The sequence below is a fragment of the Nonomuraea sp. SYSU D8015 genome, from assembly GCF_008065375.1.
Classification (GTDB): domain Bacteria; phylum Actinomycetota; class Actinomycetes; order Streptosporangiales; family Streptosporangiaceae; genus Nonomuraea.
In genome coordinates, this window is sequence record NZ_VJYI01000023.1 from 129,697 (window position 1) to 143,534 (window position 13,838).

Here is a 13,838-nt window from a genome sequence, read left to right on the forward strand (position 1 = left end):
CACAACGCTACGATTGCTATAGCAAGACGGTCAAGTGACTCAATTTGGTTTTGCCATGGCAGATAGACTGCTCGCATGGCGGATGAGACGTTGAAGGGCCTGACTGCCAGCACCTTGGCCGACCGCGCGTACCGCGCCATCCGCGACGCGATCACGATCGGCGAACTACGTCCCGGTCAGAAGGTCACCGAACGGGGGCTCGCCGAGCGGTTGTCGGTCAGCCCGACGCCGGTGCGCGAGGCCATCCGGCGCCTGGAGCAGGACGGCCTGCTCGAACGAACGGGACCGAGGACGGTGCAGGTGGCCACGTTCGGCGACGTCGCGATACAGGACCTCGCCGAGGTCGAGGTGGCCCTGCGCGGGATGGTGGCCCGCTTCGCCGCCCGGCACGCGTCCCCGGAGCAACTGGACCAGCTCGACGCCATCCTCGACGAAGCCGACGACCTGCTGATCCTCATCAAGCAGCGCCAGAAGGCCGGGCAGGAGCCGTCGCGACACCTTGGCCGGCTACTCGACGCCATGCAGCGCTTCAACGAGGTCGTCGAGTCCTGCGCCGGCAACCCGGTCCTCGTGCGTCTGCTCGACCAGACCCGGGTGTTCTCGTGGCCCGAGCGCCGGGCCAAGCTGATCGAACGGATCAGCCACGACGCCGAGTTCGGCCTGCACCGCTACACGAGCCATCGTGCGCTCGTCCGGGCGTTGCGAGCGCGTGACTCGGCAGCGGCCGAGGCGCTCGTGATCGAGGACGCCCGTGGCGGGCTCGGGGACCTGCTCGCCGCACCCACGACACCGGCGACGGCTTCCGTCGCCCAGCCCTGAAGGACCATGCCTGGCTGCCTGAGGTCAGCGCGCGAGGTCGACGAGGAGTGTCAGATCACGGTCCACTCGGATGCGGCACTCCGGTCCGAAACAGCACGAGGACTCGCGCTCCTCGAAGACCGCCGGCCCCGTGATCTCCGTTCCCGGTCGCAGGCGGTACCGGTCCCAAACCGTCGCCTGGAGCCAGCCGTGCCCGGGGAGCCACACGTCGCGTACCCCGCGCCGGGGGTGGCCGGCGACGGGTGCGCATCTCACGGGGATGTCGTGGCCGGGCAGTTGTGCCGAAAGCCGCCAGTTGACGACTTCTGCAGGTCCGTCGAGGGAGCGACCGAACGTCGCGCGGTAGGCCTCTTCGAATGCGCGGTGGAGGCGTTCGACGTCGGTCCGGGCGAGGTCCGCTCCAGGGAGCTCGACCTCGATCTCGAACCCCTGTCCCACGTACCGCATGCCGGCTGACCGCCGGGTCCGGATCAGATCCGGACGGTCCGGTCGCAGCACCGCGGTGGCGTGCGCGGACATCTCGCCGTAGACGGCGGCGACGCGGTCCCACTCGACGTCGGCGAGGGCCGACGGCAGGCTGCGCGCCTGGTCCACCGTGGGTGCGGCGACGAGGAACCCGTAGGCGGACATGACGCCGGCGCGCATCGGGACGACGATCCGTGCGATCTTCAGCTGCTTCGCCAGACCGTACGCGTGCACCGGGCCGGCCCCGCCGAACGCGATGAGGGCGAAGTCGGCGGGGTCCCTGCCGTGCTCGGACAGGTGCATCCGGGCGGCGGCCGCCATATTCGCGGTGGCCACCTCGACGATGCCCGATGCGGCGCCGACCCGGTCGAGGCCGAGCGGCCCGGCCAATTCCCGGTCCACCGCCTTGTGGACCTCGGCGGTCCGCAGCGCCATCTCCCCGCCGAGGAAGGCGGCCGGATCGAGATAGCCGAGCACGAGATCCGCGTCTGTGACAGTCGGATGGTCCCCGCCCCTGCCGTAGGCGACGGGCCCCGGCACGGACCCGGCGCTGCGCGGGCCGACCTTGAGCAACCCCAGCGAGTCAGGCGCCGCGATCGAGCCGCCACCCGAGCCGATCTCGATCATGTCGACGACGGTCAGCCTGAACGGCAGCCCCGAGCCCGGCTTGAACTTGTCGACGCGGCCCGCCTCGAAGTCGTGCTTGCGGCGAGGCTCACCGCCGCCCACGATCGCGATCTTGGCCGTTGTGCCGCCCATGTCGAACGAGACGACATCCGGCTCACCCAACTGGCGTGCCACGGCGGCAGCGGCGATCGCACCCGCGGCCGGACCGGACTCGAGCAGGCGGAAGGGAAACGCCTTCGCCTCGTCCAAGGTGGTGACTCCGCCCCCGGACAGCATGACGTGCAGCGGCGCGTCAATGCCCATGGCGAGCAGGTCGTCACGCAGCGCGTCGAGGTAGCGCACCATCAGCGGTTGCACGTAGGCGTTGAGGCATGCGGTGCTCGCCCGTTCGTACTCGCCGATCACGGGAGCGACCGCGCTGGAGATGGTGACCTGCAGCCCCGGGTGTGCCCGCGCGAGCAGCTCCTGCACCCGCCGTTCGTGCTTGTCGTCGCGGTAGGAGTGCAGCAGGACCACAGCCACCGCTTCGACGCCCTGCTCGAGGAGCTCCCGCGCCTGTGCGAGCACCTCGCCCTCGTCCAACGGCTCCAGCTCGGTGCCGTCGGCGGCGATGCAGCCCCGCACCCCGCGGCGGAGGTGCCGCGGGACCAGCGGACCGGCCGGGCGGGCGAGGAGATCGGTGGTGTCGAACCGGATCTCCCGGGCCATCTCCAGGGTGTCGCGGAAACCCTTGGTGGTGAGCAGTCCCACGACGGCGCCGGTGCGCTCGAGCAGTGTGTTGGTCACCAGGGTGGTGCCGTGCACCACCCCGGCGATGTCACCGGCCGGCGTGGCGGTCTCCGCCAGCAGACGTGCGATGCCCGCGGTGATCGCCTCGTTGGGGGCGTGCGGCGTGGAGGGCAGTTTGCCGGACCACGTCAGGTTGCGTGCCGGGTCGTGGAGCAGCAGGTCGGTGAACGTGCCGCCGACATCCACCCGATCCGGACCGTGCGGCTCATGGATGAGGCTCCTCACTCGGGTGGGCGGTCACGTCACGGCCCACCCGTTCACGTTCCGCCGCACGCGGACGGACTTAGCCGCCCAGTTCGTCGGCCACGGCCAGGTTCGGCTCCCGGTCCTCCGGCGCGCCGAACCCTCCCCCGCCGGGGAACGAGATGACGACGGAGGAACCCGGGGCCGGCTGGGAAATCGACTTCAAGGACAGACGTTCCCCGGTGTCCAGCACCGCGTACGCCGTCGCCCCCGGCGAGTCCCAGTGCCGGGTGTCGCTCGCGATCCCCCAGCAGCACCATCTGCACCGGACGACGGGTCGGGTTGTGCACCTCGATGTCCTGCCCGAGCCCGCCACGGCGCCGCCCGCGACCACCCGAGTCCGCCCGGAGCTCCTTGCGCACGAACCGCAGCGGAGAGGCGACCTCGATCGCCTCGACACTCCCGCTTCCGGAGTTGGTCGGGAACGCGGTGGTCGAAAGCCCGTCCTCGTCCTTGGAGGCTCCCATGCCGGCGTTGGCGAACAGCATCTGCGAGAAGGGGCGACCGGCGTCGTCGACACCGGCGAATCGAACGCGGAGCGCGGGCGCTCCCCCGCTGTCGGCGATGACCCGATCGGGCAGCGCCGGCGCGAGCGCCTGGTAGATCGCGCACGAGAGCAGGTGCCCGGTCAGGTGGCGCGCGACGACCGGCGCGGGAAACGTGGGATTGACGATCGTGCCCGCCGGAGCGGTCACGCTGATCGCCTGGTAAGAACCCCCAGTTCGTCCGCGTGGCCGGATCGAGCAGGACCTTCAGCGGTCGGCGTCGACGCCCGCCCGGTACACGCCGTCCGGCAGTTCGCGGATCGCCGCCCGCAGTGCGGCATCGGCCAGCGCGTGCACCTCGGCGGCGAACCGCTCGAAGTCCGGTTCGCCGAAGTCGTCGAGGAACTCCTGCTCACGCCGTCGGCACACCGCGTGCGCGGCGGCCTGCGCCTCCAGGTCACCCCACAGCTGGTCGGCGAGGCGGACGTTGGCCAGCAGGAGATCCTTGACCCCCTGCTCCACCCCGCCGGCCCGGAACAGCCGTAACGGCGGGATCAGGATGCCCTCCGAGATCAGGTCGGTGGCTCCCATCGACGGCGTGCCGCCGATGTCGGGGGAATGCGCCGCGGTCCCGGCAAAGCCGACGAGCACGCCCCCGTGGAAGATCGGGGTGATCATGGCGATGTCGGGCAGGTGTCCCGTCGCGATCCACGGGTCGTTGGTGATGACGCAGTCGCCGTCCTGCCATTGCCGGGCCGGGAACTTGTCCAGGACCACGGCGCTGAGGGAGCTCATCAGGGCCGCGAAACCGGGGATACCGGCGCGCGACTCCGCCATGGTGCGTCCCTGGCGGTCCATCAGGACGATGGTGTAGTCGTTGGACTCGCGGATGATGGTCGAGAAAGCCGTGCGCAGCATCGTCGAGGCGGCCTCGTCGGTCGCGGCGGCGAGCCGGTCCCACCGGACCTCCAGGCCCGATCGGGTCGGACAAGGATGGTGTCATGACGTCGTGGTGGCCTTCGGCTGCGAACCGCGCTGGCCGGATGCCCCGGCGGCGATCTCGGCGGCGATCGCCGCGCCGAGACCCGCGGTCGTCCCGGTGCTGCCGAGGTCGGGAGTGAGCACCTCTGGTTGCTCGTCGAGCACGCTCTCGATCGCGGCCACGACCCGCGCCGCCGCGGCGGGCTCTCCCAGGTGGTCGAGCATCAGGGCGCCGCTCCAGATCTGCCCGACCGGGTTGGCGATCCCGCGTCCGGCGATGTCAGGAGCCGAGCCATGAACCGGCTCGAACAGGCTCGGCCAGGTGCGGTCCGGGTTGATGTTGGCGCTCGGGGCGATCCCGATCGTCCCCGCGCACGCCGGTCCGAGGTCGGAGAGGATGTCCCCGAAAAGGTTGCTGGCGACGACGACGTCGTACTGCTCGGGGCGCAGGACGAACTTGGCCGCGAGGATGTCGATGTGATCCTTGTCCGCGACCACGTCCGGGTACCGCTCCGCCATCGCGGCCGCGCGCTCGTCCCAGTACGGCATCGTGATGGAGATGCCGTTGCTCTTGGTCGCCCACGTCAGGTGCTTGCGTGGCCGGGAGCCGGCCAGCTCGAACGCGTACCGCAGGACCCGGTCCACCCCGGTTCGGGTCATCACGGTCTCCTGCACGACCGTCTCGCGGTCGGTGCCCTCGAAGATCCGGCCCCCGATGCTCGAGTACTCGCCTTCGGTGTTCTCGCGGACGACCAGGAAGTCGATGTCGCCCGGCTCGCGGTCACGCAGCGGGCTGCGCACCCCGCGCAGCAGCCGGACCGGCCGCAGGTTGACGTACTGGTCGAACTCACGGCGGAACTTCAGGAGGCTGCCCCACAGCGACACGTGGTCGGGCACGACCTCGGGCCATCCGACCGCGCCGAAGTAGATCGCGTCGAAGCCACCGAGCACCTCGCGCCAGTCCGGCGGCAGCATCTCGCCGTGCCGTATCCAGTAGTCGGCGCAGGCGAACCCGAACTCGACGGTCTCCAGCTCGAACCCATGGGTCTCCGCGGCGGCCCGCAGGCACCGCAGCCCTTCCGGGACGACCTCACGTCCGATGCCGTCGCCCGGGATGACGGCGATGCGGTAACGGTGGGACACAGGCGCTCCTCCGGCCTCGTCGACAGTGCACGCGTCCGGTCCTGCCGGCAGGTGCGCCTCCACCTTCGTCGGCGGGGAACGCCGCAACAAGAACGTCCGGAGCAACCTATCCTTTCGCTCATGGAAAGACACCGGCGCTACCTCCGCCGCGGTGCGACGCGATGACCACCTCGATGGACGACCTTCGCTTCTTCCAGGTGGTCGCCTCCAGCGAAACGCTCACGGCGGCCGCCCGCGAGCTGGACTGCTCCTTGCCTGTTGTCAGCAAGCGCCTCAGCGCCCTGGAACGCCGGCTCGACGTACGTCTGGTGCACCGCGGCACGCGCCGGCTCGCGCTGACCTCCGAGGGGGAGGTCTATGCCGCGCGCCTGAAGACTATCCTCGACCAGGTCCGCGAACTCGAGGACTTGGTCACCCATCGTTCCGGCGACCTGCGGGGCTCCGTCGTGGTCCAGGCGACCCTGGGCCTCGGACGGGCGCACGTGGCGCCGCTGGTCGGCGAGTTCACCGCCCTGCATCCCCAGCTGAGCATCCAGCTCCGCACGACGGCGCTGCCCCTGCGGCCGCACAGACGCGAGTTCGACATGGCCGTCCACGTCGGAACACCCCCTGACTCCTCACTGCGGATGCGCCGACTGGCGGAGAACCGTCGAGTTCCCTGCGCCGCACCGTCCTACCTGGAACGAAGGGGAACGCCCAAACGCGTGGAGGACTTGGCCGACCACGACTGCATCGTGCTCCGCGAGAACGAGGGCGACTTCGCCCTGTGGCGCTTCGGCGACGCCAGGAACCCGCGCCAGATACGCGTGCACGGCCGCCTGTCCAGCAACGACGGGGACATCGTGACCGACTGGGCACTGCAGGGCCGCGGGGTGATCATGCGCTCGGAATGGCAGATCCGGTCTCACCTCGAGAGCGGCGCCCTGGTGCGCGTGCTGCCCGAGGTGCCGACACCACCTGCCGACATCTACGCACTCCTGTGCGACGACGTCCACGTGCCTCGACGGATCAGCGAGCTGGTCGACCATCTGGCCGCACGGCTACCGGACCGGATCGCCGGCTCTGGTGAGCCGGCGCTTTCTCGCTGAGAAAGGTCGCTTTGCCATCGACGGCATTGTCCGACCGCCACCCCGGTTTCTAGGTTGCGTCCGTGGACATCACCCAGCGCATCGATCCCCAGGTCCGCGCGCGCCTCGATCAGTATCTACAGCTGGTCGGCCCCAAAGGTCTGAGCGGTATCGGGGACATTCCCGAGCGACGCAGGCGACAGGCCGAGTTGACCGCCCTGCGAGCCGCCCCGGGCGTGCCCGACGACATGGACGTGTACGACCTGTCGATCACTCACGGTGCGGCGACGCCGGTGCTGGTGCGTGTGTACCGACCGCACGCGAGCACCCGGCAGGCGCCCTGCGTCTACTACATTCACGGTGGCGGCATGGTGGCGGGCAGCGTCGACGGCGATCACGCAAAAGCCATCGGGCTGGCCCGGGCGACCGGCTGCGTCGTCGTCTCGGTCGAGTACCGGCTGGCACCCGAAAACCCGTACCCCGCGGCGCTGGACGACTGCTACGCGGGACTCGTCGCGGTCGTGGACCGGCACCGCGAACATGGGATCGACCCCGGCCGAATCGGTCTCTACGGGACGAGCGCGGGCGGCGGGCTGGCCGCGGCGGTGGCGTTGCTGTCCCGCGACCGCGGCGGTCCGGCCATCGCCTACCAGATGCTGGTGTCCCCCATGCTGGACGACCTGTCGTCGACCCCCTCGGCCACGGCCAACACCGGCTTCGGCGCGTGGAGCCGGGAGGCCAACATCCAGGCCTGGCGGGCACTGCTCGGCGAGGACTTCGGCACCGGCCGGGTCCCGCCGTACGCCGCACCGGCGCGCGCCGGCGATCTCTCCGGCCTGCCGCCGACGTACGTCGACGTCGGCGACCTCGACCTGTTGCGTGACGAGGCGATCGATTTCGCACGCCGGCTGTGCTGGGCCGGCGTTCCCGTCGAGCTGCACGTCTATCCAGGCGGCATCCACGGCGGTGAGAACCTCGCGCCCGACGCCGAACTGAGCGTTCGAGTCCGCGGCTACCGGCACAATGCCCTCCGCCGAGCACTCTGCGGCGAAGAGCCGCCCCGATGACGCCGGGTTGTGGCGCCCCTGGCCCGCAGGCAACTCGTCAGCCGGTACCGGCCGCCGCCCGGTTGGTGACGATCATGGATCCCAGCAGGACCGATACCCGCACCGAGGACAAGCCCAGCTCGGCCTGTAGGTCACCAGCATCTGGCCGGGCGACACGGCCGTCGTCCAGGTGACGTAGGCTGCTGCGTTGCCGCCGTAGCGCCGCGCGTTTCCGGCCCGCCGGTTGGTCCCGACGATCTCAGGGAGCGATCCCCACACCGTCGATCCGGCTCCACGCCCGCTCCTGCGCGGCACTCATCGCGGGCCAGCGGTGGGCGCCGGGTCGAAGGCGGATCTTCGTGCCGTACGGCGCGGGACGGAACTCCGCGTCGTAGAAGCACCCGCTGTGATAGGTGTTGTCGAACCTGCCGCAGGTGCGTGCTATCGAACCGGGAGTCGGCTTCCGGCCGGAACGCACCCATATGTCAGCGCGGCGATGGAGTTGGCGTACTCGGCGTTGCTCAGCTCACCGTGCTCGGATTCCGTCGTGAACGTCTGGACGAGATCCCCGCCCTGGCCGGCGGCGCGGAGCGTGGCACGGCAGGCCGCCTCGTGTTCCACCACGACCTGCGGGTCGTCGATCGCGTGCAGGGTGAGGACGGGGAGGGACACCTGGCCGGTGAGATCGCTGTCGTAGGAGTAGTCACGAAGCGCGGTGGGGTCCGCCGCATCTTTAAGAACCCCTAACAGAATGATCTTTGTTGTGCTTGATCGCTCGCGGTAGCGAAGGCGAGAGGGGCGAGGATGGCGCGGCTGAAGCCGTGGGAGGTCAGTGATGAGCTGTGGGTGGTCATCGAGCCGCTGATCCCTCGGTTATCTGGGGTGCCGAGAAGGCGTCAGGCATGTAAGGCACGGGCATTCTCGACGAACATGCCTGACAAGTTATCTTGGGTTGTCAGGCATGTTCGTCACCTGCGGAAATTCCCTCGCTCGGGCCCGGTCGTACGTCAGCGTTTCCGCGGTCATGCAGCCTCAGACGCCCATCGGGCTCGATGCCGGGGGGCCGACGAAGGAGGCCTGCGGCGGCGATCGCCCAGCCCGTCCCCAAGCCCAGCCACCCCAGCGATCGTCACGGTCGTACCCGGGCCTCGAATGGATGTCCAGAGAACGTTTCGACCGAAACATTCCTGCCTGGGTCTAGCGTCTTTTGGTCTAAACCCGCTGGCCCCACGTTCAAAGCGCCATGCTGCATCACTGTCAGCCGACGGCGTAAGCGCGGGTGATCGTCTGGGTCAGTCCGAGGCCCGCCGCGTCGGTCACCACCGCGCGGAGCGAGACGAACCCGGCCGTACCCGGGTTCGGCACCATGGCGGACCAGCCCGAGCCGGTGCGGTCGACCGGGATCTTGCGCCAGTTCGCGCCGTCGTCCACGGACATCTCCAGCCGGACCAACGTCGCCTGCACCGGCGCGGACCCGGGGTTGCGCTCGATCCGGACGGGCAGACGGGTCACGCTGCCCGGCTTGGCGCGGTTCGAGTCGTCCAGGCCTTCGGGGCTGTAACGGACCGCGGTCAGGGGCAGCGGCTGCGCCTTGGCGGTGGTTGCGGACGGGAACGTCCACACGGACTCCACGCCGGTGGACAGCGCCGAGTGCGGGACCTGCCTCCGCATCGACGCGGTCAGCGTGTACGAGCTGCGCCCGGCGGGAAGGTCGGCGCGCAGCTCGCACCCTCGCGGCTCGTAGACCGAGCAGCCGGCGAGATCGGCGGTGGCCAGCACCTGACCGTCCTTGGCGAGGGTGGCGGTGCCGGTGGCGGCGGTGTCCGACCCCGTCCTGCCCGCGCCCCCGTCGGCGAACAGCCCCACTCCGGAGAAGGTCAGCTTGTCGCCGGTACGGTTGCCGCCCGGCAACAGGAACGACGGCCCGGTGACGGCGGTGTTCCAGACCTCGCGGGTCTGGCCGCGCTTCATGAGCCTGCCGCCGTCGAACATCAGTGAGGTGCCGGCCTCGAACCCGCTCTCGTAGGTCAGCCCCGGGGTGCGGTAGTGGATGAGCGTGCCGGGCAAAGTGATGTCGCCGACCAGCGGCCCCAGGGTCGAGCCGGGGAAGTCAGGGCCGTGCAGTCCGGCCAGCGGCGTGCCCGTGGCCGCCACTCCTGAGGCCCGGTAGGTCGCGGTGACCTTCGCCAGATCCTTCTGCCTGGCGTTGTAGGCAGGATCCTCGGGGAGGCCGTCCCTGCGTTGGTCGACGAGGTCGTAGATGTACGGGCTGGGGGACACGTCCTTGCTGAGCCACTTGGTTCCGAGACTGTAGGTCAGACCCGGCACGCGGGCGGGAATGACGAAGAATTCGGAGTTGACGTCCGCGCGGAATGCCATGGTCCGGGTGTTCCATGCGCCATGGACAAGCCCGGTCTGGTATCTGTTCTCCAACAGGGCGCTGGGGTCGTCAAGCGTGACCTTGGCCGCCTTGCCCTGCCGTGCATCCACCGTGAGCCGCTGGTCGCCGCCGTCGATCGTCAGCGTGGAAACAGCGATCGTCCTGGGGAATTTCCCGTCGATCTTCTCCACAATGTCGCTGTAGAGGCTCCAGTCGCCCTTGGGCAGCCGGACTCGCGCCACGCCGTCGCGGAAGGCCGGCGAATGGACAGTCCCGGTCTTCGCGTCATAAATCTGGCCGATCCTGGGGGTGACCGGAAGGCCCTGCCTGCCGAGGACGGTGAGGCTGACGTCATAGGACTCGGGCTCGACGTAGGCGCCGGCCAGCGTGCGGACCACCGTCTCGCCTGATCTGGCGGTGACCGTTCCCGGGTAGTCGCCCGGCGCCTTGCCGTCGGCATCGATGGTGAGCGTGATCGAGGCCTCGCCCTTGGCCGGGACCGTGACCTGATCGGCCGGCAGGTTCAGCACCTCGCCCTGTGCCGACAGTTCCAGGGTGATGGGAGTGTCGCTCGCGTTGGCGTACGTGATCGTTTTGGTCGTCACCCGCTTGCCGGGGGCGTTCCAGGGGAAGGCCGCCCAGACGTTGCCTTGCGCGGCCACGACCTGCTGCTTCAGCGCGCGTACCAGGTCGATCAGCCCGGCTCCCTGCTGATAGAGCGTCGATCCCTGAGCGGGCGCGGCGCTGCCGATCAGCGCAGCCTTGAGCTGCGCGCCCGTCCACTCCGGATGGCGCTGGGCCAGGATCGCCGCCGCCCCTGCCACGTGCGGGCTGGCCATCGAGGTGCCGCTGAGCGGCCGGTGGGGGCCGTCGGCGGTGCCCGCGGCGGCCGCGGCCACGATGTCCACGCCCGGCGCGGTCACCTCAGGTTTGATCGCGTGGTCGCTCACTCGCGGCCCCGGGCTGGAGAAGTCGGCCAGCCGGCCCTGTTTGTCCACCGCGCCCACGGTCAGCGCCGCCTCCGCGCTACCGGGGCTGGACACCCTGCCGCCGGCTCCGCCGTTTCCCGCCGCCGCGACGAACAGCGTGCCGGTACGCTCCGACAGCGTGTTGACCGCCTGCTCCAGGGGGTCCAGGTCGAGGCTGTCCGTGTCGCCGAAGCTCATGTTGACGACCTTGGCCTTGATCTCGATGGCCGCCCACTCCATGCCGGCGAGGATGGCCGATTCGGTCGGGCCTGCGGCGCCGCCCACCTTCCCGATGGCCAGCTTCGCCTCCGGCGCCACACCCCGGTACTTGTCATCCCTGCCCGCCACGATGGAGGCGACATGAGTGCCGTGGCCGAGAGTGTCGCGGATGTCGGGGTCGTCGCTGAAGTTGCGCTCCTGCGCCACCGCGTCCTTCAGACCCGGATGATCGGGGTCGTAGCCGGAGTCGAGGACCGCGACGGTGACGCCCTTGCCTGTCATGCCCTGCTGCCACGCCTGCGGGGCGCCGATCTGCTTGACGCTCTGGTCCAGCGAGAACGACCTGCGGCCGTCCAGCCACAGCTTGGTACGCCCCGCTTCCAGGGTGCGGGCGCCGCCCGCCACCTCCTTCCACGTCTGAGCCGCGCTGCCCTTGGGCAGGCGAAGGGTGGTCATGCCGAGGCCGGCGAGCTGCCGGGTACCCTGCGCGCCCCGGAGCGTAGGGGCCGGGCCCGATGCCGACTGCGTGATCAGGGGGATGTCGCGGGTGTCGGCGTCGCCGTATCGCCACTGCAGCAGCTGGGTGACGTCGAACAGCCGTCCGTCGAGCACCCCCTGAGTGACCAAGGTCTGGGCGTCGGACGGAATCACGTACAGGTGCCCGTCGCGTACCTGGCTCGTGAAGCCGACGTCCTGCCGGCCGGGTCCGGGATCCACCCGATGCCCGCGGTCGGCGACGACGACACGGTCACCGGTGATCAGAGTCACCCCGTTCGCCTGTTGGGCGGGAGCCTGCGCTTCCGGTGCCGGCGTCGGCGTGTTGCCCACGATCGTTCCCGCCAGGACAGCGGCAAGAAGCGCCTTACCTAAAATCATGATCTACCTTGTGTGCGAAGGGACATGGTCTCTTCCTGCGGGGTGGCGGGGAGCCGCCCCCCGGCCCCTACTGGGGCGGCTGGTCCGTCCAGCCGGTGGTCACCGAGATGAATCCGTTGGGGTCCCCCGCCAGGCTCCCGTCGTCGGCGAGGAGATAGTTGGTGCGCATCACGCGAGAGGTGTCGGGATCGACGACCAGTTTGATCTCCGGCTCGCCGTCAGGACCAGCGATCAGCAGCTCCTCCCCGTCGTCGACCGTGCCCGTCCTCTTGACTTCCGGCATCGTGGCCAGGGCCCGGAACGCCGCGGAACGGACCTCCGAAGGCGCCGGCAGCTCCGTGATCAGCGCGATCAGAGAGAGAACGTCGTCACTTCGCTGCTCGGATGCGGCCATGTCGCTGTCACGCCCCGGAAGCTCGGCGATCCGCGCTTTCAACGCCTCCGGATCCGCCGGCAGCTTGTCAAGGTCTTCGAAGTCCACCTCGACGCCCTTGAGCATGAGCGGGGCCGGGTCTGTGACGGCCGCGTCGGGAGAGTCGCCCGGCTCACCCTTGGACCAGCGCCGACCGTCGCGGCCGGTCCAGCTCTCCTCTCGCGGCATGTCCGGGTTGCTCCACTGACGTGTGACGTGCCAATAGGCCCCGGAACCTTCAGGCGTACGTTCCGCACTGACAGCGGCCATGAGCAGAACCTCCCTGCCCGAGGCCGGTGCGCCGACGGGCGTGGTCACGCCCGTGGCGATCACGGCCACTGCCGCCGCGGCGACAGTGGCCAGACTGAGTCCTGGCGCCATCCACCCGATCCGCCGCCGCGCCCGACGGCCTCGCATCCTGTCCTGGAGCCGGCCCCTGCTGCGATTGATCGCCTCGGCGGGCGGCTCCGGCTTGGCCAGCAGAGTGGCGAGCGTGTTGTCCAGGTCATCCATGGACGTTCTCCTTGTTGATGAGGGCGTGGATCTTCGAGCGGGCCCGGCTGAGCCTGGAGCCCACCGTGCCGGTGGAGATTCCGAGCGCCACGGCCACTTCGTCGTAGCTGAGCTGGCCCAGGGCAACCAGCAGCAGGGCGTCGCGCTCGCCGCTGGACAGCGCGGCGAGCGCCTTGGCCAGGTGCGGCTGCATGCGCTGAGCGGTGACAGAGGAGACGACCCGGCCCTCGTGGCCTTCCATGACGGGATCGGGATCAAGCCGGGCCAGCGCCCTGTAGTGGCGGATCTCCTTGCGCCGATGCCTGGCGATCAGATTGGTGGCGAAGCCGAACAGCCAGGGCCGCAGGCTCCCGCGTTCTGGGTCGAACCGGTTGCGCCGATCGAAGGCCAGCAGGAATGTCTCAGCCGTAATGTCCTCGGCGATCTGCGTGTCCAGCCGACCGGCCACGTACCGGTAAATGTCGCGGTAGTAACGGTCGTGCACGGCGGTGAACAGGTCAGGGTTCCCCCGCAACCGGGCGGCCAGGTCAGCCTCGGTCACCTGCTCGCCCGCTTCGACGATCAAATTCTTCTCTCCGACATAAGCCTGCCTTCCGGGGGCGGTGGATACTGTCACTCATCCTTCGCCGCAAGCCGGGATCGTCTTCCTTCGAGTGCACAACGGCCGACGCGAGGCCATCGAGGGACGCGGTGCACCGGCCGGAAGTGCATCGCCTCACATTCCCAGCCGTCATAGATGGCAGCCGCCACTCGCCCCTGATCGGCCAGCCGAACGGCGGCCTACCGGATTGCGAGCTCGGCCAAA

11 protein-coding genes are annotated in these 13,838 nt (G+C 69.7%); 3 read left to right on the forward strand and 8 right to left on the reverse strand.

Annotated features, from left to right (window positions below; all coding sequences use genetic code 11):
- Nucleotides 1-75 precede the first annotated feature (75 nt).
- A complete protein-coding gene (locus ID574_RS47675) occupies nt 76-819 on the forward strand; it encodes a GntR family transcriptional regulator (RefSeq protein WP_188195700.1) in 744 nt (247 codons plus the stop codon).
- Between the two features lie 24 nt (nt 820-843).
- On the opposite strand, the gene ID574_RS47680 is transcribed toward ID574_RS47675, so the two are convergent.
- The 4 genes from ID574_RS47680 to ID574_RS47695 are packed head-to-tail and all read right to left on the reverse strand — an operon-like array spanning nt 844 to nt 5,552.
- The gene (locus ID574_RS47680) at nt 844-2,925 is read right to left on the reverse strand and encodes a hydantoinase/oxoprolinase family protein (RefSeq protein ID WP_223167812.1); all 2,082 of its coding nucleotides are present in this window, start codon (nt 2,923-2,925) and stop codon (nt 844-846) included.
- A 32-nt stretch (nt 2,926-2,957) separates the two neighbouring features.
- On the reverse strand, nt 2,958-3,683 hold the full coding sequence (locus ID574_RS47685; RefSeq protein ID WP_223167822.1) for a hydantoinase B/oxoprolinase family protein: 726 nt from the start codon (nt 3,681-3,683) through the stop codon (nt 2,958-2,960).
- Nucleotides 3,684-3,695: 12 nt separating this feature from the next.
- Nucleotides 3,696-4,400: a hydantoinase B/oxoprolinase family protein gene (locus ID574_RS47690; RefSeq protein ID WP_188195747.1), complete on the reverse strand. Its 705-nt coding sequence runs from the start codon at nt 4,398-4,400 to the stop codon at nt 3,696-3,698.
- A gap of 27 nt (nt 4,401-4,427) precedes the next feature.
- Nucleotides 4,428-5,552: a tartrate dehydrogenase gene (locus tag ID574_RS47695; RefSeq protein ID WP_188195702.1), complete on the reverse strand. Its 1,125-nt coding sequence runs from the start codon at nt 5,550-5,552 to the stop codon at nt 4,428-4,430.
- A 161-nt stretch (nt 5,553-5,713) separates the two neighbouring features.
- On the opposite strand from ID574_RS47695, the gene ID574_RS47700 reads away from it, so the two are divergent.
- Together ID574_RS47700 and ID574_RS47705 are read left to right on the forward strand one after the other, a co-directional pair.
- Entirely contained in the window at nt 5,714-6,640 is a 927-nt protein-coding gene (locus ID574_RS47700; protein WP_188195703.1) for a LysR family transcriptional regulator, read from the forward strand.
- 62 nt (nt 6,641-6,702) lie between these two features.
- Nucleotides 6,703-7,686, forward strand: coding sequence for an alpha/beta hydrolase (locus tag ID574_RS47705; protein ID WP_188195704.1), 984 nt, complete (start codon nt 6,703-6,705; stop codon nt 7,684-7,686).
- Nucleotides 7,687-8,106: 420 nt separating this feature from the next.
- Here ID574_RS47705 and ID574_RS60855 read toward each other — a convergent pair whose 3' ends face one another.
- The 4 genes from ID574_RS60855 to ID574_RS47725 form a co-directional block, all read right to left on the reverse strand.
- A complete protein-coding gene (locus ID574_RS60855; RefSeq protein WP_223167813.1) occupies nt 8,107-8,337 on the reverse strand; it encodes a hypothetical protein in 231 nt (76 codons plus the stop codon).
- A 585-nt stretch (nt 8,338-8,922) separates the two neighbouring features.
- Nucleotides 8,923-12,108 carry a S8 family serine peptidase gene (locus ID574_RS47715; protein WP_188195705.1) on the reverse strand — a complete coding sequence of 1,062 codons (3,186 nt, stop codon included), beginning with the start codon at nt 12,106-12,108 and terminating at the stop codon, nt 8,923-8,925.
- A gap of 67 nt (nt 12,109-12,175) precedes the next feature.
- Nucleotides 12,176-13,033 (reverse strand): CU044_5270 family protein, encoded by an 858-nt coding sequence (locus tag ID574_RS47720; protein ID WP_188195706.1) that lies wholly within the window; start codon nt 13,031-13,033, stop codon nt 12,176-12,178.
- On the reverse strand, nt 13,026-13,598 hold the full coding sequence (locus ID574_RS47725) for an RNA polymerase sigma factor (protein WP_188195748.1): 573 nt from the start codon (nt 13,596-13,598) through the stop codon (nt 13,026-13,028). The genes ID574_RS47720 and ID574_RS47725 overlap by 8 nt, the downstream gene beginning before the upstream one ends.
- Between the last annotated feature and the right edge of the window lie 240 nt (nt 13,599-13,838).

What these genes read in the sequence shown, in the direction of transcription:
- ID574_RS47700 (WP_188195703.1), top strand. Translation starts at nt 5,714, where the DNA reads ATGACCACCTCGATGGACGACCTTCGCTTCTTCCAGGTGGTCGCCTCC.
- ID574_RS47675 (WP_188195700.1), top strand. Translation starts at nt 76, where the DNA reads ATGGCGGATGAGACGTTGAAGGGCCTGACTGCCAGCACCTTGGCCGAC.
- ID574_RS47715 (WP_188195705.1), bottom strand. Translation starts at nt 12,108, where the DNA reads ATGATTTTAGGTAAGGCGCTTCTTGCCGCTGTCCTGGCGGGAACGATC.
- ID574_RS47720 (WP_188195706.1), bottom strand. Translation starts at nt 13,033, where the DNA reads ATGGATGACCTGGACAACACGCTCGCCACTCTGCTGGCCAAGCCGGAG.